The sequence below is a fragment of the Aristophania vespae genome (assembly GCF_009906835.1).
Classification (GTDB): domain Bacteria; phylum Pseudomonadota; class Alphaproteobacteria; order Acetobacterales; family Acetobacteraceae; genus Aristophania; species Aristophania vespae.
The window spans coordinates 667260-686976 of sequence record NZ_CP047652.1; the positions used below are offsets into that span (position 1 = coordinate 667260).

The following is a 19717-nucleotide window of genomic DNA, read 5'->3' on the forward strand; positions in this document are numbered from 1 at the left end:
TTTTTGTTCATTTTTAAGGGTACATTCCATAATGACAAATTTCTTGGAAAAAGCCCGCCAGGCTTTTAACGATGGAACCCTTGATCAAGCTGCTCAATATACGCGTTATTTTTTGGCCCAAAATCCCGATGACCCTCAAGGGGTGCATCTTTTGGCAACAATAGCCCTTATTCAGAAAAAACCAGCAACTACCATAGCTCTTATCGGACGTATTTTACCCTCTCTGTCAGATCGTGATCCAATTTTGGCAGGCAGATTATATCAAACTCTGGGCCGCGCTTTATTGATGGAAACTCATTATGAGGCAGCTCGTTCAGCTTTTGTACTTTCGGTTACCTATTTTCCAGAAGAGGCAGCGGCACATGCGGGGCTGGGAGAAGTTTTTCTTCAAATGGGCAAATATGAAGAAGCAGCCAATGCTTTATCTAGGGCAGTCAGATTAGCTTCAAAAGAGCCTGTTATTTGGGGCTTGCTTGGTGAGGCTTATGCTCAAGCGCAACAATATGAGCAAGCTGCTTCAGCCTATAAACAGGCCATTAAATTTTGCCCTTCTGAAACAAGCTTTTATGCCAATCTTGGTGCAGTTCTTTTTCATCTCTCACAATGGGAAGATGCTAAAATCAATTTGGAAAAAGCGGTTTTATTAGGCAATGAAAAATATGAAACTTTCTTATCATTAGCCCTTACTTTGCTATCGCTAGGTAAAATTTTAGAAGCGCAAAATATTTTTGAAAATTTATTAAAAAAACATCCTGAAAATCTGCACATACGTCTTAATATCGGTAGTTTTTATTACGAAATTGGAGAGCGTCATAAAGCGGAGGAAATATTTTTATCAATTGAACAAAAGGCACCAGATTCAGAACTTGCATTACAGGCAAGTTTCAATCGTAGCGCTATTCTCTTAGAAAAAGGCTTATGGCAGGAAGGATGGGATTGTTATGAAAAAAGACATTTTTTCACGCAGTCGAAAGTGAAGTCCAGCCTGCCTCTTTGGGATGGTGCAGAAGGAGAAGGGGCCGTTGCTTTATCACTAGAAGGGGGGCTGGGAGATAGTCTGACCTTTTTGAGGTTTCTTCCTTTGGCGGCTAAAAAGCGGCGTCTAAAACTTGAATGCCCGGCAGAATTTCAAACATTATTGTCATTTATGCCAAATTTGGACTTAAAAAATCTAGCTTCTCCCAAAGATAAAATTGTCGCACGGCAAAGCCTTAATAGCCTGCCTTATGTACTGCACATTAATGAAGCTCCATCGTCAGAGCCTTATTTTAATATCCCGGGAGAAAAAGAGACAGATTTAATTGGTCTAAGCTGGTCTGGTAATCCTCAATATGCTTTCGATAAAAGGCGTTCATTATCTCTTGAACTATTAGAACCTTTAAAAGACATTCCTCATATTCGGTTCTTAAATTTACAGCGTGAAGGTGAGTGCCCAACATGGATGGAAAAACCGCCTCTTCATAATATTACTGACCTGGCTCGTGCTGTTAAACGATGCGCCTTAATTATTTCTATTGATAGTTTGGTTGCTAATATGGCGGGTGCAATAGGTACGCCTTTATGGTTATTGCACCGACGAGGAGGAGACTGGCGGTGGAAGCATCATTTTTGGTATCAAAATGTAACACTATATGAGTCATCTTCTGATGAAACATCTGACCAGACGAGATGGTTCGTTGCCATAGAAAAAATCAAAGAGGCTCTTTGGGCTTGGTCCAGACAAGGAGATAGGCATTGATCAGAGTTAAAATAATGGTTACGACCGGCCAGGCAAAAAACCATAAGAAAAGGGCATTCAGATCTTTATTTACGACAATGATGGATAAGCTTGTAATGGGGCAAATATAAAGACCTAAATTGGCTATTTTAGGCGGTATTCTAGCAAGAAAATATAAAATTGGCCTGTGAGCAGGGGCAAGGCGTAAGCGTGATATTCCCCATAAAACCCAGCATATAAAAATTGTTAAGCTCACAGTTTCTGGCTCTTTTTTACTAGATTTTTCCTGAAAAAACATAGTTTCAGCAGGGGATAAAGCCCAATTAGACCTATAATGAAAGCAGCCATATCGATCATAATAAAAACGGCCAAATGAGGTGAGATAAAACCGCGCGTTATTATATCTATAAAAAAGAGTCCAAGTCCCGATAACGCTAGGAAACTATTTAATATGTAAAACCCGTTTTTAAAAATAAGAGCAATAAGATAACTACTAATCCAAATGCTTGAAAAAACAAGAATTTCCCACTGATCATGGTTAGAAAAACTTGGAGCATCAAGCCGTGCGCTCCATAAAAGCGCTAAACTTGCTAAAGGAAGTCCAATAAGAGTGCCATTATTAAGGGCACGATATATTAAAGGCGAAATAAATAAAAAGGGTTTTCGGTTTTTATTATATTTTTGATTATAATTTTTATTGTAAAAAAGAATTAGGCCACTTCCAATAAGAGCAGACCCTATAAAACCCAATATTCCATAGATTATTCTTAGGCTGCTATCAGCCCAGTGCAAATCATGCATGCCCAGAAAGAAATGGCGCAGAGTAGGGCATTTGAGCCGAACGGGGCTTGAAAGACCATTGGCACTAATGTGAGGTCTATTCGCACAAAAATTTGTATCATCCCCCCGAATAAAATTTATGCCTTGAGGTGTAAGCAGAAAAAAACTTCCTTCACTATTGCCCCATTCTTTTTCACCTTTTTTAAGAAGCTCATTTAAAGAGCTATCATGAATAGCTTGTATGGGAGTTGTCGTAATGGGCGGGCTGGCTTCGAAATAGGCACTAATTTTATAATATTGTAAAAAAATCCCGGAAAAACTTATGATTATAAGTGCAGGGAGAGAAATACACCCCATAATTAAATGGAAATCCAGCCACCGCCTTATTTTCTGAGCCGACGGGCGGAAAAGACATAAATCGGAAATGAATTTTTTAATATGAAGCCAGGTGCCTGTAATTAACGTAATAAATAATCCGATTGATACGATAAATATAATCAGAGATCCCCATAATGCCGGCAAATGTAAATTATCATGTAAGATAACAAAAAATACCCCCCGATATTGTCACTTTGAGGAATGATCTTTCCTGTATTTGGGTTTAGGGCAGGCCCATGAAATATATGACCATCAAAATGCCATATGCGTATGACCGGATCTCGACGAGAAGGAAGACGTAAAAAGCTGAATTTATTTTTTTCTAACTCTGAATAAAAAATTTTTTCGGCTTGCTGTAAGCCTTGTTTGGTTAAGTGGGCTTTAAGAGCCGTTTGAGGTTGCATCCACTGCTGAAGTTCGAGGTTAAATGTAGCCAGGCTGCCTGTAAAAAATAAGACAAAAAGAATCAGACCTGCGTAATAGCCAACCCATTTGTGACAAAACACCAACCATGATCTGACTTTGGGGGCATAAGTAACCTTGAAGAAAAATTTCCGTAATCATTATAGAGGATGATTAGTTTGTTCAAGATAAAAATATAAATGAAGAGTTGTAATATATGCTTAGTATAACTAAAGTAATTTACAAATAAAGTAATAATATTTGTAACTATAGAAAAATAATTTTTTTATAGTTGTTTTTTCAATAAGATTTTTTTATTATATTTTAAGCTAACCAGCTAACCAGCTAACCAGCTAACCAGCTAACCAGCTAACCAGCTAACCAGCTAACCAGCTAACCAGCTAACCAGCTAACCAGCTAACCAGCTAACCAGCTAACAAACAGCTAACCAGCTAACCAGCTAACCAGCTAACCAGCTAACCAGCTAACCAGCTAACCAGCTAACCAGCTAACCAGCTAACCAGCTAACCAGCTAACCAGCTAACCAGCTAACCAGCTAACCAGCTAACCAGCTAACCAGCTAACCAGCTAACCAGCTAACCAGCTAACAGCTAACCAGCTAACCAGCTAACCAGCTAACCAGCTAACCAGCTAACCAGCTAACCAGCTAACCAGCTAACCAGCTAACCAGCTAACCAGCTAACCAGCTAACCAGCTAAAGATATTTTTAGTGAAGCTCTGCCGCCGAAATTTATATCCATTCATTTCCAACATGGCCTTTTATTTAGTTATTAAGCCAAAAAACACTGAAAACCTTTAACTTATCGGTTTTAGTAATATCTATCTTATTTCTTATAAATAAAATTTGATAATTTTTTTTAATGGGTGAAACGAAATTTTAAATAAATCATTAATTTCCCATTTTAAAGTTGCAATTAATTCTCAATATCAATAGGAAAGCCTGACGGTTTATCTAGCTGAGTTTAAGTAAAATATGTCCATGCTTTTGTTAGTCCCTGTGAAAAAACATAGTGCTTTTTTCTTTTTGTCACTTTTAGTTGGAAGCAGTATGTGTGCTTTCACGGCTATATCTTATGCCAAGCCCACTCTGGCTGATGAAACAAAAATTGATGCCAGGAAAACCAAAGAAGAGCCTGCAATTAAGCCAGAAGATAGAATTATTGTTCATGCTCGTAAGCAAGAGCAAATGGAAGTTCGCTCCTCTGGTCAATTAGGGGTGTTAGGCAACAAAAAAGCTTTGGATGTCCCTTTTAATATTAAAAGTTATACATCGAGCTTGGTTGTTAATCAGCAATCACAAACATTAGGTCAGGTACTGCAAAATGATCCGGCAGTGCGAACGACTTATGGTTATGGCAATTTTTCAGAACTTTTTATCATTCGCGGCTTTCCCGTTTACGGTGATGATGTTGCTATTAATGGCCTTTATGGTATAGCGCCGCGCCAGCTTGTTTCTCCTCAACCTTATGGTCAAATCCAGCTTTTGAATGGAGCTAGTGCGTTTTTAAATGGTGCTGCTCCTGGTGGTACTTCCATAGGGGGCACAATCAATTTGCAATATAAACATGCCGAAGCAACGCCAATTGCGCGTATTACGGGTGACTATACTGGTACTGGTATTGGAGGAGGGAGTATCGATATAGGGCAGCGTTTTGGAGAGCATAAAGCTTTCGGGATGCGCCTTAATGTTGCAGGTCTTTCAGGTCAGACTTCAATAGATCATGAGCGCCGTCACTCAACAATTGTGAGTTTCGATACAGATTGGCATGATGATAAAACACGCATTAACCTTGATATGAATTATCAAAATCAAGGTGTGAAATGGGGGCGTCCTTCAGTCATGATGGCCGCAGGCAGTACGCATGTGCCACGCCCCGTAAAGCCTTCTCACAATTTTGGTCAACCTTGGACTTATAATGAGCTAAATTATATTTCAGGTATGCTTAATATTGAGCATGATTTGACTGATAATATCATGCTCTATGGAGCGTTCGGTGGATTAGGGGGTGATGAGGCAGGGGATTACTCAACCTTTACGCTTACTAATCCCGAAACCGGGGCCGGCACAACAGGTGTAATGTATGTGCCCTATGTTCAAACAAATGAAAGTACGCGTGGTGGTATGCGCGCTCATTTTAATACTGGCCCTGTAAAGCATGAAGTTAATCTAGGTGGTTCTGCTTTATGGAGGAAGTTGCCACAGCATGGTCTATGGGGAGTTCCAGTCCTAGTAATATTTATGACCCTCATTATGTTCCTCGGCCAGATCATAATTTTGTTGGGGGAAATATTAATAACCCTAAAAAGAAGTCAACCGAACGTCTTTATAGTCTTTATTTCTCAGACACTATGACGTTTTTAAACGGCTATGTTGCGCTCACAGGTGGTTTCAGGTTTCAAAATATCATGACTAATAGTTATGATTATAATAGTGGATTGCGTGACCAACATTATGACCGTAATGCAATTACGCCTGTTGTAGGATTAGTGGTTCATACAACACGCCATTCATCACTTTATTTTAATCGTATAGAAGGTATTGCTCCAGGTCCGCAAGCTTCGGGAAATGTGGTTAATGTCGGGCAAATGTTTGCACCTTACCGCACGGTGCAATATGAAATTGGTGGTAAATATGATCTCGGCACTTTAACGGCGTCATTAGCCTTTTTTAGAATGTCACAACCAAATGCCTATGCTCAACCTTATGGCGATACAGGGCAGAATATCTTCACAACAAATGGCCGTCAGCGTAACCAAGGGCTAGAATTTAATTTTAATGGCCAAATTATAAAAGGACTGAGATTTAACGGGGGTACTGCTATTACAGATGCCGTGCAAAGACGTACAGCCAATGGCAAATATGATGGTAATAAGGCAATAGGCGTTGCCGGCTATACAATTAATGGCAATATTGAATATGACATACCCCATGTTCAGGGTTTAACTTTAACAGGGCGCGTTACGCATACAGGCCATCAATATGCTGATAATGCAAATAAAGCGCGCGTTTCTAACTGGACCAGTTTTGATGTTGGCAGCCGCTATACATTTTTGCTGGAAAAACATCCTATGACTTTGCGCCTTGGTGTCGAAAATCTTGCCAATACGCGTTATTGGGCCTCAGCCTATGGAGGTTACCTTACAGAAGGGCTGCCACGAACCTTTAAGTTTTCTGTAACGGCTGATCTTTAAGAACCGTTAATAAGGCCGATCGTAAACGCTTTTGATCGGCCTCTTGAGTAAATTTACGTCCTTCTTTATCGCAAATATAAAAAACATCCACAGCTCTTAATCCATAGGTTGCGATATGAGCTGACGAAATCAAAGCGTTTTCTTTATGCAACACAGATGTGATGTCATGCAAAAGAGCAGGCCGGTCTCTGCCATTGACTTCCATAATCGTAAAACGTTCTGACGCATTATTATCAAATATGACACGAGAAGGAATGTAAAAAGCCCCCATACGCCGTGTTTCAGGCAGGGTAGCATGTGATAATGCCTCTTCTAGCTTGATATTTTGAGTGAGTACATCGTGAATTGTCTGGTGCAGACGCTCAATTTGCGAGTTTTCCTCAAAAGCTTCGTCATGACTGTCCTGAACCCAAAATGTATCCAAAACCATATTATTAGAAAATGTATGGATGCGGGCATCAGAGATTGTTGCACCACACAAAGCTAGGGCCCCAGCAATTTTGGAAAAAAGACCGTCCTGATCCGGGCAATAAATCGTAAGTTCAGTGATGTCACGACTGGGTAATGGTAAAATATCGATCGTAATATCGTTATCACCATTAGAGCTACTTATTAAATGGGCATGCCTTATGAGGGTGTCTTGATCAAAGCTTAGCCAGTAGCTTGGGCGCCCCAGAGACATGAATTTATGAATTTCAGCCTCATCTAAAGTTGCGCTCATTAAAGGAATGAGAGGTTTTTTTATTTCATTAACACGATTATCGTCTTCTCTTGCCTTTAAGCCACCATCAAGAACATCTGATATTCTAGAGTAAAGTCTGTGTAAAAGTGTTGCTTTCCAGGCATTCCAGGCTCTGGGGCTTACGGCGCGTATATCTGCAATTGTAAGAAGCAGTAAAAGACGTAATCTTTCAGGCGACTGGATAATATCAGCTAAATCTAAAATGATATTGGGGTCATCAATATCACGTGTAAAAGCTGTGTGTGAGAGCAAAAGATGGTGTAGTAAAAGCCACGAAACAGTATCACTATCTTCTTGGCTGAGGCCAAGCTGGGTGCAAATCTGCATGGCTATGTCAGCCCCCGCACTGGCGTGATCTCCACCAAATCCTTTGCCTATATCATGAAATAAAACAGCAAGGTACAGCTCTTGTCTGGCTTGGAGATTTTGTACCAGGCTGTAGGCGAGAGGGATTTCGTCCGCCATTTTTCCTGCTTCGATTTGGCGGAGGATACGTACAGACTCAATACTATGTTCGTCCACAGTGTAAATATGATAGCTGTCAAATTGTGTCCGTCCCACAATGCGAGACCAGTAAGGCAAAAAACGCCCTAGCAGGCCGGTTTCGTTAAATAAGGGGAGGATAAAGGGCCGTTCAACAGCATTAGGTAACCTTTGTGCCAAATTTTCATAAGCAGGGTCGCATAAAAGATTAAGAAAAATTTCAGTAATTTCTGGGTCACCGCGTAAAATTGCGGCATAGCGTTCATTATTAATTAAATGCTGAATAGCTGAAGGATGTAATTCGATTTGTGTGCGTCTTGCACAATCAAGAATTTGAAAAAGTTCTTTATGTTTGGGAGACGGAAATTTGTTATTAAAAGCCAGTCGCCCATTAATGAGGAAAAATCCTTCTGGCCCTTCTTCAATAAGAGGGGGTGTTCCATTTTGCTGGTTCAGAACATGAAGCATGATGGCAGGTTGCAGCACGCGCCCCAAGCGTAAGACTATGCGAGCCATTAAAAAATAGTGGCGCATAAATCGCTCTACGCCTTTTTGGTTCCCGTGAGCTGCATAGCCCATCCGTGCGCCTATAATAGGCTGAACATCAAAGGTAAGACGTTCTTCTCCTCGACCAGTGACATAATGAAGATGGAATCGTACTGTCCATAAAAAGTTCCACACTTTTTGTGCACGGTAGCTTTTACGAGGTGATAAAAGTCCTAAAAGAATGCAGCTTGGTGCTAACTCAAATTCGCGATCAATAGGGTCATGTTCAGGGATCAAAACACCCAAACTGGCACGACTAATCCAGTTGAGTACTTGCAGGTCACGTAACCCACCGCGCCCTTCCTTTAGGTTGGGCTCAACCAGATATGGTGTCTCACCATAACGTTGGTGGCGGATTTCTCTTTCCCTGATTTTTGCTTCTATAAATTCCGTTAAATACCGACCAGTAAGATAATTTTGTATTTCAGAGCGCAATTTTGACGCTAATGAAAAATCACCATAAAGCGGACGAAGATAGAGCAATGTAGTGCATATCGTCTGGTCATGCTGAGCGCTTAAAATGCACCCCTTAATGGAATGTGTGGCATGTCCAACCTTTAAGCCCAAGTCCCATAAGCTATAAAGAATATATTCTATCTGTTTTAAAAGCGTAGATGATGGGTCATTATTAGTAATAAAGAGGAGATCGACATCGCTAAAAGGCGCTAGGAGACCGGCTCCATAATTCCCAGTAGCGCAAAGACAAAAACTTTCCTTAAAGGCTTCATCTTCGATACCAGCATATTTTGCCAGGCGAATCAGTGTTTCATCCATAGCGGTTGCTAAAGAGCGACCAGCAGTTACACCTGAAAATGCTCTATCTTCAAATTGCTGACGTATCTGCTCACGCCTTTGCCCTAAGTCCCGCCTTATAAGAGTGACAGCCTCGTTACGGTGGCACTTATATGGTTCTGTTGCTGAAAAAACATCAGAAGTTTTAGGCGGGGACAGGGGCATATGGAGCAGTGCCTAATAATAGAGTTATAAAAAATAAAACACTAACTTAGCTATTAAGAACTTCGCGCTAATATCTATCAAGTTCAAGATAGGAGATCAGGAAAAAGTTTTTTTAGCCAAATCTTTTAACCGGTAGAGTATTTCATGAGCCTGGCGCGGGGTCAGAGAGTCGGGTTCAAGTAGGGTCAGGCTTTGTTCCAGCTCTTTAAACTGAGGAGATGTTTCTGCTGCCCTATTATTGGCTAGATCGCCAAAAAGAGGCAGAGCTTCGGGTGTATCCTGTCCCAGTTTTGTTTGGTCTTTTTCCAGCTGAGCAAGAATTTTTTGCGCTCTACCCAGAACAGTTTTAGGTATACCTGCAAGTTTTGCCACATGTAAACCCCAACTTTTGCCGGCTAATCCTGTTTTAACCTCATGCTGAAAAATTACTTTCCCTTCCCATTCACGCACAGCCATGGTGTAGGCAGCCAGTTTTGGCAATCGACCCACTAAATGGCCTAATTCGTGAAAATGTGTTGCAAAAATTGTGCGAGATTGCAGTTGTGAGTGTAAAGTTTCTAACGTAGCCCATGCAATGGCCAGGCCATCTAAAGTAGATGTACCACGACCGATTTCATCTACAACGACCAAAGAATAGGGGCCAGCCTGGTTCAAAATAGCAGCTGTTTCAGTCATTTCAACCATAAAGGTTGAACGTCCTCTTGCTAAATCATCGGCAGCACCGACGCGTGAGAAAAGCCGATCTACTAATCCAATTTCAGCAGATTCTGCGGGAACAGGTAGTCCCGCCTGAGCTAAAATTACTGCCAAAGCGGTTTGGCGTAAAAAAGTAGATTTTCCTGCCATATTAGGCCCTGTAAGCAAAGCGATATGCTTTTCAGGGGGAAGATTGCAGTCATTTGGTATAAATCTAACTTTTGGGGATGATTTCTGCTTCAAAGCGTCTTCTACGACAGGATGACGGCACGCTTTAAGAGAAAACTCTTTGCCATTTGACAGTTTGGGGCAACACCATGTGCCAGAATTATATAATTTTGTGCAGCATAACAATACATCCAGTTTTGCTAAAGCTACGGCTACTTCATCAAGGGCTGGTGTTGAAATAATATGGTCGCATAAATCGTCAAAAAGATGACGCTCTAGAAGAGCAGCTTTTTCTCCTGCCTCCGAAATTTCCTGATCAAGCTTTGACAGTTCTTCTGAAGAAAAGCGCGCTAAATTAGCTGTACCCTGGCGGAACGTAAATTCACTTTGATTTTTCAATTTACCAGAGGCTGCGACTGTCACTTCAATAACGTAGCCAAGCTGATTGTGATATTTAACTTTTAAATTAGGAACTCCATATTTTTCGGCCAGCTGTACTTGAAGCTGAGCTAATTTACGGCGCCCTCCATCACGTAACTCTCTTAATTTATCTAATTCCAAGTCAAAGCCTGGAGCTATAACGCCACCATCTTCAATTTTGGAAGGAAGTTCAGTCGATAATGCACCAATCAATCTGTTTAGTAATGTATCAGCACGTCCATAAAGCGTTGAAGCAATAGAAGCGATATAAGGCGGTAACCCCTTAGCTTTATAAGATGTTAAAAGTTCCGTAATGCTTTCGGCTGCTCTGAGCGTATCACGTACAGTAGCTAGGTCACGCGGCAGGGTTCGTTTGCTTGAAATACGGCCCAAAGCTCGTGCGCAATCGGGCGTGTGCTTAAGGATATTACAAAAAGCTTCAGTCAACTCAGGGTGTTTTTGCAACCAAAACCAGCCATTTTGTCGTTTCTGTATAACTTCCAGATTACTACTTGGCGCAGAAAGCTGACGCGCTAAAAGCCGCATACCTGCGGCAGTGAGGGTTTGGTTGACGCTATTAAAAAGTGTATGCTCAGAGCCGCCATCACGCGATTGTAAAATTTCCAAACTTTGCCGCGTTGCAGGGTCAATACCCATAATATTTTTTAAGCCTTCTTGTAGAGGTCGGCTTAATCGAGGTAAGCGCCCAGCCTGGCTACGTTTTACGTAATGAATAAGAGTTGCGCAGGCGGTAATTTGTTCATCAGGAAAATCTCCCAACGCGCTTATATGTGATATTTTATAAGCTTCTGAAAGAATTTGCTCCGTGTCTCCAGCTGTAAGCCGACGAGGGGGTGGAGTAAGGCGTTTATGATAATCCTCTGGAATCAAGTTAGGTTGTGCCAAAATTTCTGAAGGATCCAGGCGGGCAAGAAGTTCGCTCAGGCTGGAAAGAGTGGCAGAGACTGTCTCTATTGTGCCTGTTGAAATATCGATCCAGGCTGCACCAATAACAGGATTATTTTTTTTACCAATATCGATAGCGCATAAAAGAATATTAGCTCTTCCCGCTTCAAGAAGTTCATCTTCAATCAGTGTGCCGGGCGAAACTATACGGACAATTTCTCGTCTTAAGGGGCCTTTTTGCCCTTTTGTTGGTTTCTCTGTTTGCTCAGCAACAGCAACGCGGAAACCTCTTTTGATAAGACGGGCTATATAAACCTGCACCGTATTGGCAGGTACTCCACACATAGGAATAGGTTTGTCATTATGGGTGCCGCGACTTGTCAGGACAATATCAAGAGCCATTGACGCCGTTTGGGCATCGCCAAAAAAAAGTTCGTAAAAATCACCGACGCGCAAAAAAAGCAAGGCGTCGGGTTCCTGTTCTTTTAGTGCAAACCACTGCGCCATACTGGGTGTTGCATTTTCTGGAGATGGAATGGGCATTGGAGTAAAATCTGCACTATTGAGAGACATGCTAGTAAAGACCTACGTAATAAATTTAACTATGAAACAGACGGATTTCTAACGTTTTATCAATTTAGAAAAGCGTCATTATAATATGTGAAAAAGCTAGGATGGGCATGGTTTTCCATTTTGGTTTTATAAAATCATATTCCCATTTTTTAGTTTAAGGGTCATATAAACATCAATTAGTTTTTAGAAAGACGCCTTTTGAGAATAGCTTTAATGTCTTTTAAATTAAGTAACTTAAAGCCAATGAGTAAAACTCCGTAAAAGATGGCACCGCCTATAATTAATATAAAAAGTGAAAAAATTCTGGGAACAGGTGACCAAGTCAAAGCCCCTGAGAGTGTGAATTTATAAGTCAAATGAATAGTGACCGCCATTATAATACAGGCTGCACTTATTTTTCCTACACGCTTAATATTATATATTGTAAGTAGCAATATGTCTTTACGCCATAAAATAATTCCCATGATAACAAGATTGGTAAATCCTGCCAGGGCACTAGCAAGTGGGGGGCCGATATGAGCAAGTGGGCGGTAAAGAAGTAAATTTAGGATCAAATTCAAGGCTAATGTCACAAAGCCAATTTTAACAGGTGTGGCTGTATCGCCCTGTGCAAAAAAGGCTGGGGCCAATAATTTAATAAGCACAAAAGCAGGCAAACCTATTGCAAAAGCTTGCAAAGACTGGGCTGAATAAATGATGTCTTTTTGTGTGAAGTGCCCATAGCCAAATAAGCCTCCCATAATAAGGGGGGCTAGTGCAATTAACCCAAATGAAGCTGGTAATATTAATATAAGGGCGTAATCAAAGGCTTTATTTATGCTAGCCTGCATGCCTGTCTTATCATTAGCGACAACATGCTTGGTAAGCAAAGGGAGTAGGGTCGTGCCTAAGGCGCTACCCAAAACACCTAGTGGTAATTGATTAACCCGGTCAGCAAAATAAAGCCATGAGATTGAACCTGTAGGAAGCAATGTTCCAATGATTGTATCAATGGCAAGATTAAGTTGTGTCACACCCGAACCAACAAGCCCGGGGATCATTCTTTTAAAAAGAATCTTAATGTCAGGGGTAAAATGCGGAAAAGCAAAATGTGGTAATAAATTAAATTTTTTTGCTGCCCAACATAGCGCCCCTAACTGGACAACACCCGAAATAGTAATTCCCCATGCGCTGCTTAAGGCAACGTTGTGAGTAACATAGGCACCAAAAATTATGGCGCTAATACCCACTATATTAAATGTGACATAAGCAGCAGCTGCTGCGCCAAAGTGGCGCCGTGCATTTAATATTCCGGCAATAAGGGCCGCTGCGCAAATAAACACCATATAAGGCATTGTCACGCGAGTAAGAGAGACGGCCAACATAAACCGTTCTGAAGAGCCATGCTTAAAACCTGGGGCGATAAAGCTAATGACCCAGGGCATAAAAATCTCGCAAATTGTTGCGAAAATCACGAGTAAAGTAAGTAAACAGGTTAAAGCTTGGCCAGCAAACTTTAAGGCATTAGAGGCCCCTTTTTGCTCATAACGTGCTGCAAAAAGGGGTAGAAAAGCGGCATTAAAAGCACCTTCTCCCAAAAGGCGGCGAAACATATTAGGAAGCCGAAATGCAATTTGATATGCATCTTGCAGAGGGCCTGCACCAAGAAAAATCGCTAAAAGCTGGTCTCGTACAAGCCCTAGCAAACGCGAGAGCATTGTCCAGCCACCTACAGTGAGAAGGTTACGCAGCAAATGGGCATCTCTTTTAAAGAAGGGTTAAAAAGTTTAATCTGTTACACGCTGAATAGCTTTAAGAAACCGTGTGGATTTGGGGCTCGTAAGTGGAGTGAACCATTTTACTAACTGACCTTCACGGTTAAAGAGATATTTGTAAAAATTCCAGCGTGGTAATGAGAAATATCCACCTTCTTGAGCTAACCACTGGAAAAGGGGGATTGCCTTTGTTCCTTTTACGTTTGATTTTGCGGCAAGAGGGAACGTAACGCCATAATTTTTTTCACAAAAACCAAATATTTCTTCTGAACTTGCTAATTCCTGTTTGCCAAAATCACTGCTCGGAATCCCAATAATGACAAGACCTTTTGGAGTCTTTTTACTTACGTCTTCCCATAATATTTGCAGGTCATCATACTGGGCGGTATAGCGGCATTTCGACGCCGTATTGACAAGAAGAATTGGCCTGTTTTTCCAGTGAGATAATTTTATCTCACCACCATTAAGAGCGGGCAGCGTAAAATCATAGACCGTTCTGGTCATAAGTCACTCCCTAAGCAAAAATAGATTTTAAAAAAGAAAAAGAACTTTTCATGAAAATTCTGATTATTAAAAATAAATTAAATTGCTTATTCTAATCGGGAAGGGCGATCAAGCAGCTCGTCACGTGCCTGTTCTGGCGTTAATTCGCCTTTTAAAAGGCGATAAACAGCATCCATGATAGGGGTTTCGACTCCGTAGCGAGGACCGAGATCGCAGATAGTCGCTGCAGAAAGAGCGCCTTCTGCTACGGTGCTACGTTGTGCCAATATCTCTGAAAGAGAATTCCCTTTGCCCAAAGCTACGCCAAGACTGTAATTGCGTGATCCTGCTCCAGTGCATGTCAGGATGAGATCTCCAACACCTGCTAGGCCATAAATTGTCCTGCTCTGGCCTCCCATAGCCTCCACTAAACGCCCCAACTCAGCTAGTGCCCTGGTAATAAGGGCTGCACGTGCATTTTCGCCTAAGTTTGCACCTATCGTTATGCCAGCCCCTATGGCAATAACATTTTTGGCGGCTCCGGCAAGCTGCACGCCGATAGGGTCAGTGCTTGCATAAAGCCGCAAGTTTGGTGTGGTGAGTTTTCGTGCTGCTTCTTGCACAAAAAGCCGGCTTGATGCAGCCAGGGTGGCTGCTGTTGGTAGTCCTTCTGCAACTTCAATCGCAAAATTGGGACCAGACAAAACCGCCTTAGGATGGTGCGGCATTGTTTGTTCCATAATTTCAAGCGGAAAAAGAGCAGTGTCTTTTTCCAAGCCTTTACAGCAGGCGATAACCGGCACAGAGGCAGGTAAGATGTCATTTAAAGTTGTGCTGATTGTTCTAAGAGCTTGAGTAGGGACAACCAAAAACGCCACATCAGCTTCACGGGGTAGTGTTGTTGTTACGTTAATCGATGCAGGTAATTTAATTTCGGGTAAGCGGGGTAAGCGTCCGGTTTCTGCTAGTTTACCAGGCTCTGAGCGCGACCATAACGTTACATTTCCAATACGGCTATAGGTGCAGGCAAGACCAATTCCCCAGGCACCAGCACCAATAACGGCAATATTTAAAGATTTGCTCATAACATTGCCTCAGTAGCAGCTATGGTTTTTTGCCCTAAACTGGCAGAAAACACTTTTCTTTCAGAAAGGGGCCAGCGCGGTCTGGGGGGGAGGGCAATATCCCGCGGACGTTCACCTTGTCGCAAACGCTCTAATGCAGCCCAGCCAATCATAACGGCATTATCAGTGCATAAAGCGAGAGGTGGAGCAGAAAATGCTATATTGTGACGGGATGCAACAGCATTTAATGTAGCTCTTAGTTTTTTATTAGCAGCAACACCACCAGCAACGACGAGAGTTGTAACGGGTGGAGCCATTTGCAAAGCGTGCTCTATACGGTCTTCCATAATGTCGGATACGGCTTGTTGAAAACTGGCAGCGATATTGGCAGCTATAAGGCGTGGCAGGGCTTGCTGGCCATAAGGTTGTATGATTCGGGCAACAGCCGTTTTTAAACCTGAAAAAGAAAAATCGCATCCTTCACGGCCTTTTAAGGGACGGGGTAAAGGAAATGATTTTGGGTCACCTTCTTGAGCTAGAGCTTCCAAAGCAGGGCCTCCTGGCCACCCAAGCCCTAGCATTTTGGCGACTTTATCAAATGCTTCGCCGGCGGCATCATCGATAGTGCGCCCTAAAGGGCGATAGGCTCCAATGTCTTCAATCAGCAAACACTGACAATGTCCTCCAGACATGAGCAGGGCAAGGTAAGGAAATGTTAACGACTCGATCTCCTGCTTTTTTAAAGCATAAGGAAGGCGCGGGGTTAGGATATGGCCTTCAATATGATTTATGCCAATAAAAGGTTTTTTTTGAGCGATTGCTAGTCCTTTTGCATAAGAGCTACCAACGATAAGACCCCCAATTAAACCGGGGCCAATCGTTGCTGCAAAATAGCGAATATCTTGCAAAGAGAGTTGCGCGCGCTGAAGTGTAAGATCGACAAGTTGAGGCAAAACCTCTAAATGCGCTCTTGCGGCAATTTCAGGAACAACGCCACCGAGAGCGGCGTGGCTTTCTTGCGATAAAACAGCCTGGCTCAAAATAGTGCCTTCACTATCTAAAATAGCACAAGCTGTATCGTCACAAGAAGTTTCGATGGCTAACAGAGGAGTAACGCTGGAAAGGTCGTTCATAACGGGCATATTATGACGAATTTTACGCGCTCATGACAGCCCCTAAGTAAACGGGTAGATGTATTAATTATGAATTCTTTATTGTCATCCTCAAAATCTCTCCAGGCTGTGGCGGCTGAGGCTGTCAAGCGTTCTCACGCGCGCACGCCTCCTACATCTAGCCATTTACCTTTACGTGTTGGCACGCGAGCGTCTCCTTTAGCTCTTGTGCAAACGCGTAATTTCTTAACGCGCCTTACCCGTTTTTGTCCTGTTTTGAGGGATATGGGGGCCTTTCAGGAATTTCAAATTAATACTTCTGGTGATCGAAGCGCTCTTAGATTGGCTGATATTGGTGGTAAGGGACTTTTTTCTAAAGAAATACATGAGCGTCTTTTAGAAGGTGGAATTGATTTTGCTGTCCATAGTCTGAAAGATTTAGAAACTAACCTTCCTGAAGGTCTCGTTTTGGGCTGCACGCTAAAACGTGAAGATGCCCGTGATGTTCTGCTTCTAAAAGACCGTAAAATTACCTTTAATCCTGACGATCCTTTATCGTGTCTTCCTAAGGGGGCCAAGATTGGTTGTGCCTCAGTGAGAAGACAGGCTCAGCTTCTTCACCTGCGTCCTGACCTCAAATTTTGTCTGATTAGAGGAAATGTACAAACAAGACTCGATAAAATGAATGCAGGGCAATGTGATGCAACATTACTCGCTCTAGCAGGGTTACGGCGTTTGGGCATGGAAGACCGTGCAGATGTCATATTAGAGCCTTCAGTTATGGTTCCAGCCTCAGGGCAAGGTATTGTTGGGGTAACAATCAGGGAAAGTAACGTAGAATTAAGAGAGCTGCTTTCTGCTATTGAAGACCCTGAAGCACGGGCTGTAGCCACGGCAGAGCGAGCTTTACTTGCTGAGTTAGACGGTTCATGTCGCACGCCCATCGGGGGTTATGCCCAGCTTAAAAATAATGAACTCCATATGATCGGTTTAATTGCGAGTGAAGATGGTTCATTTTTACTACGACGTGAGACAAAAGGTGCTTTACATGAGGCGGCAGAATTAGGACGAGAACTAGCCATAGAGCTTAGGCGTGATACACCGTCTCATGTGTTTGACGCTATGACACGGGATTAAAATGGTTCTAAAGCGCACTATTTTAGTGACACGTCCTGAGCCTGGCTTAGCAGAGTCAGTTTCTGAGCTTGAAAATAGGGGATGGGACGCTATTGCATGCCCATCTCTGATTATTCATCATAATCAGCCTTTTTCTAATATTGATTGTGATGCTTTACTCATCACCAGTGCCCAGTCTTTGCCAGCTTTGGCGATGCAATCGCGAGACCAATTTTTACTGACTGTGGGAGAAAAAACAGCTTTTAAAGCGCGACAACAGGGCTTTAGAAATGTCTGCTCTGCTAAAGGGAATGCTCTTTCTCTTATACAGTTATGCAAGGAAAAAGGGCTTATTGGAAAAAAGCTTATTTTAGCTTGTGGGCAAGGATGGCGAGGCCAAAATTATGGAGACTCTCTAACAGAGTCTCTACAGGCTCAAGCTATGATAGCCTATAAAGTTGAACGAGCTACTCTTATGCCTTTAAAAGCTCAATTGGCTTTAAAAGAGCAAAAAGTAGCAGCCATATTATTTTACTCGGCGGAGACTCTGTCGGCTTTTATGAATTTATGTCCAAAAGAGCTGCATGAGACTTTAAAAAATGTAAGGGCAATTTGTTATTCAAAGGCGATAGCCGATAAAGCCGCTTTTTATGCGTCTTGGGCTGCTATTGAAGTTGCCACTTATCCCTCTATTCAGAGCTGAAAAGAGGGATAAGAAATTTTAAAGCTTAAGCTTCGCCAGCTGGCTCTGGGAAGTTTTGAGCGCGTTTTGCCTGCCAAAGAGACACGAAATCAATTGGCTGTAATACGATGGGAGGGAAACCGCCATCACGCGTTACATCGCTGATAATCGCACGGGCAAAGGGGAAAAGTAGGCGAGGAACTTCAACGAGCAGAATAGGCTCAATCAGTTCTTGGGGCGGATTATCAAGTGTGACAATGGCTGCATAGGTTAATTCAGCAATAAAGACTACACGCTTGCTGTTACCATCTTCAGCTGCCTGCGGGTCAGTTGCTTCTGCACGAATAGAAAGTGCAACTTCAAAAACAGCCTGTTCCTGTTCAAGACGATTAGCCTGAACGTCAATATTAACGTTAACTTCCGGTGCGCTTCTTAATGTGGCAAAGGTAGCGGCGCCTTGCGGAACTTCAAACGAAAGATCTTTGGTATATTGTAAATTAATTGATAGAGGCATAGCTGGCGGAGCAGCAGTCTCTTGTGTTGATTCAGTAGTATTTTCTGATAAGGGTGAGTTATCTTGCGTAGACATAAGTTTTAACGCTTTCTCAATGATTGTCTTAGTCTCAGATTATGGCCTAGCATGTATAAAAGAATTGGCCAAGTTGTGTATTCTTTATTACATTTCGTTTAGATTTTTTCTGAAATGGTTGAGATTAAATCGTAGTCAGCTTAATTTATAAGGCGATGCATTACAGTATGGCTCTTAAGAATGTGCTTAAGGGCCAGATATTAGGACCGAAGATGACAAACTTCCCTTGGGATATTGTTTTACTGGCTATTATAGCCCTGCTAATGGGGGCTATTCTTTTTTATGTGTTGGGTCGCCGCATAGGAGCTCAAAGTATGAAACAAGAATCTGCACCAGTTGTGCGTCATCCATCGCCTCAGCAGGAAAATCAGAAAGAGTCACGCCTTCGGCCGCCGCCTTTGCCCCAAAACAATGCTACGGAAGAAGAAAAAACGGACTACGCTTTACCTGCCGAGAATACACCTTTGGCACATGAGCTGAAGACGCTGCAAATGGGTGTTTCAGATTTTTCAGCCGAAGGTTTTTTACGTCAGAGTGAAATTTTCTTTCGTGAAGTTCTTTCTGCTCTTGCTAAGGGAGATCAGTCTTTCCTTCAGTCTCGTTTAACGCCCGAGGCCTATGACGCTTTTAAGGCTGTTTTGGAAAATAGACAGAAGCACGGCTATCAGGCGCATTGTGAAATCAAAAGGATTGAGCGGCTGGAATATAATAGTCTTGCTATTATTCCTTCTAACCATGAAGGGACTGAGTCAGAAGATTATCTGTTTCAGATCCGCATTACATCCTGGCAAATAAATTATGTTGCAGATGATAAAAAAACCATCATTGAAGGCACGGAAGCTTTGACCGAATTCCATGATCAGTGGGGGCTTATTTGCTCAAAGCATAATGGTACATTGAAACTTGCGTCAGCAACAATTTTCTAATTTTAAAAAA

Annotated in this window: 16 protein-coding genes; 6 read left to right on the forward strand and 10 right to left on the reverse strand. The window is 42.2% G+C overall.

Features of this window, described 5'->3' with window-relative positions:
• Nucleotides 1-31: 31 nt before the first annotated feature.
• Nucleotides 32-1738 (forward strand): tetratricopeptide repeat protein, encoded by a 1707-nt coding sequence (locus tag GT348_RS03010; RefSeq protein ID WP_160618452.1) that lies wholly within the window; start codon nt 32-34, stop codon nt 1736-1738.
• Here the strand turns inward: GT348_RS03010 and GT348_RS03015 are convergent.
• The 3 genes from GT348_RS03015 to GT348_RS09660 are packed head-to-tail and all read right to left on the reverse strand — an operon-like array spanning nt 1692 to nt 3381.
• Entirely contained in the window at nt 1692-1973 is a 282-nt protein-coding gene (locus tag GT348_RS03015; protein WP_160618453.1) for a hypothetical protein, read from the reverse strand. The genes GT348_RS03010 and GT348_RS03015 overlap by 47 nt on opposite strands.
• Nucleotides 1970-3040, reverse strand: coding sequence for a PepSY-associated TM helix domain-containing protein (locus tag GT348_RS03020; RefSeq protein ID WP_256375728.1), 1071 nt, complete (start codon nt 3038-3040; stop codon nt 1970-1972). The genes GT348_RS03015 and GT348_RS03020 overlap by 4 nt, the downstream gene beginning before the upstream one ends.
• Entirely contained in the window at nt 2995-3381 is a 387-nt protein-coding gene (locus GT348_RS09660; RefSeq protein ID WP_160618455.1) for a PepSY-associated TM helix domain-containing protein, read from the reverse strand. Before GT348_RS09660 ends, GT348_RS03020 begins: the two co-directional genes overlap by 46 nt.
• An 890-nt stretch (nt 3382-4271) precedes the next feature.
• On the opposite strand from GT348_RS09660, the gene GT348_RS09665 reads away from it, so the two are divergent.
• Nucleotides 4272-5651, forward strand: coding sequence for a TonB-dependent receptor (locus tag GT348_RS09665; RefSeq protein ID WP_369692624.1), 1380 nt, complete (start codon nt 4272-4274; stop codon nt 5649-5651).
• A complete protein-coding gene (locus GT348_RS09670; RefSeq protein ID WP_369692629.1) occupies nt 5588-6490 on the forward strand; it encodes a TonB-dependent receptor in 903 nt (300 codons plus the stop codon). Before GT348_RS09665 ends, GT348_RS09670 begins: the two co-directional genes overlap by 64 nt.
• Here the strand turns inward: GT348_RS09670 and GT348_RS03035 are convergent.
• The 6 genes from GT348_RS03035 to tsaD all read right to left on the reverse strand — a co-directional run bounded on the left by GT348_RS03035 (nt 6462) and on the right by tsaD (nt 16415).
• Nucleotides 6462-9218, reverse strand: a complete 2757-nt coding sequence (locus GT348_RS03035; protein WP_160618456.1) for a [protein-PII] uridylyltransferase — start codon at nt 9216-9218, stop codon at nt 6462-6464. The genes GT348_RS09670 and GT348_RS03035 overlap by 29 nt on opposite strands.
• A 96-nt stretch (nt 9219-9314) precedes the next feature.
• On the reverse strand, nt 9315-11951 hold the full coding sequence (mutS, locus tag GT348_RS03040) for a DNA mismatch repair protein MutS (RefSeq protein WP_160619424.1): 2637 nt from the start codon (nt 11949-11951) through the stop codon (nt 9315-9317).
• A gap of 206 nt (nt 11952-12157) precedes the next feature.
• Nucleotides 12158-13714: a murein biosynthesis integral membrane protein MurJ gene (gene murJ, locus GT348_RS03045; protein WP_160618457.1), complete on the reverse strand. Its 1557-nt coding sequence runs from the start codon at nt 13712-13714 to the stop codon at nt 12158-12160.
• Nucleotides 13715-13747: 33 nt separating this feature from the next.
• Entirely contained in the window at nt 13748-14239 is a 492-nt protein-coding gene (locus GT348_RS03050; protein ID WP_160618458.1) for a glutathione peroxidase, read from the reverse strand.
• Nucleotides 14240-14325: 86 nt separating this feature from the next.
• Nucleotides 14326-15303 (reverse strand): NAD(P)H-dependent glycerol-3-phosphate dehydrogenase, encoded by a 978-nt coding sequence (locus tag GT348_RS03055; RefSeq protein ID WP_160618459.1) that lies wholly within the window; start codon nt 15301-15303, stop codon nt 14326-14328.
• Nucleotides 15300-16415 (reverse strand): tRNA (adenosine(37)-N6)-threonylcarbamoyltransferase complex transferase subunit TsaD, encoded by a 1116-nt coding sequence (tsaD, locus tag GT348_RS03060; protein WP_408865152.1) that lies wholly within the window; start codon nt 16413-16415, stop codon nt 15300-15302. The genes GT348_RS03055 and tsaD overlap by 4 nt, the downstream gene beginning before the upstream one ends.
• Nucleotides 16416-16484: 69 nt before the next feature.
• On the opposite strand from tsaD, the gene hemC reads away from it, so the two are divergent.
• Both hemC and GT348_RS03070 read left to right on the forward strand, forming a co-directional pair.
• A complete protein-coding gene (hemC, locus tag GT348_RS03065; protein ID WP_160618461.1) occupies nt 16485-17531 on the forward strand; it encodes a hydroxymethylbilane synthase in 1047 nt (348 codons plus the stop codon).
• A gap of 1 nt (nt 17532) precedes the next feature.
• Nucleotides 17533-18213 carry a uroporphyrinogen-III synthase gene (locus GT348_RS03070; RefSeq protein ID WP_160618462.1) on the forward strand — a complete coding sequence of 227 codons (681 nt, stop codon included), beginning with the start codon at nt 17533-17535 and terminating at the stop codon, nt 18211-18213.
• Nucleotides 18214-18238: 25 nt separating this feature from the next.
• Here the strand turns inward: GT348_RS03070 and secB are convergent, their stop codons facing one another.
• Complete coding sequence (gene secB / locus GT348_RS03075) at nt 18239-18781, reverse strand: protein-export chaperone SecB (protein WP_160618463.1); 543 nt, start codon at nt 18779-18781, stop codon at nt 18239-18241.
• A gap of 212 nt (nt 18782-18993) precedes the next feature.
• Here secB and GT348_RS03080 point away from each other — a divergent pair, with 212 nt between their 5' ends.
• Entirely contained in the window at nt 18994-19707 is a 714-nt protein-coding gene (locus tag GT348_RS03080) for a Tim44/TimA family putative adaptor protein (RefSeq protein ID WP_160618464.1), read from the forward strand.
• The last annotated feature ends 10 nt before the right edge of the window (nt 19708-19717 follow it).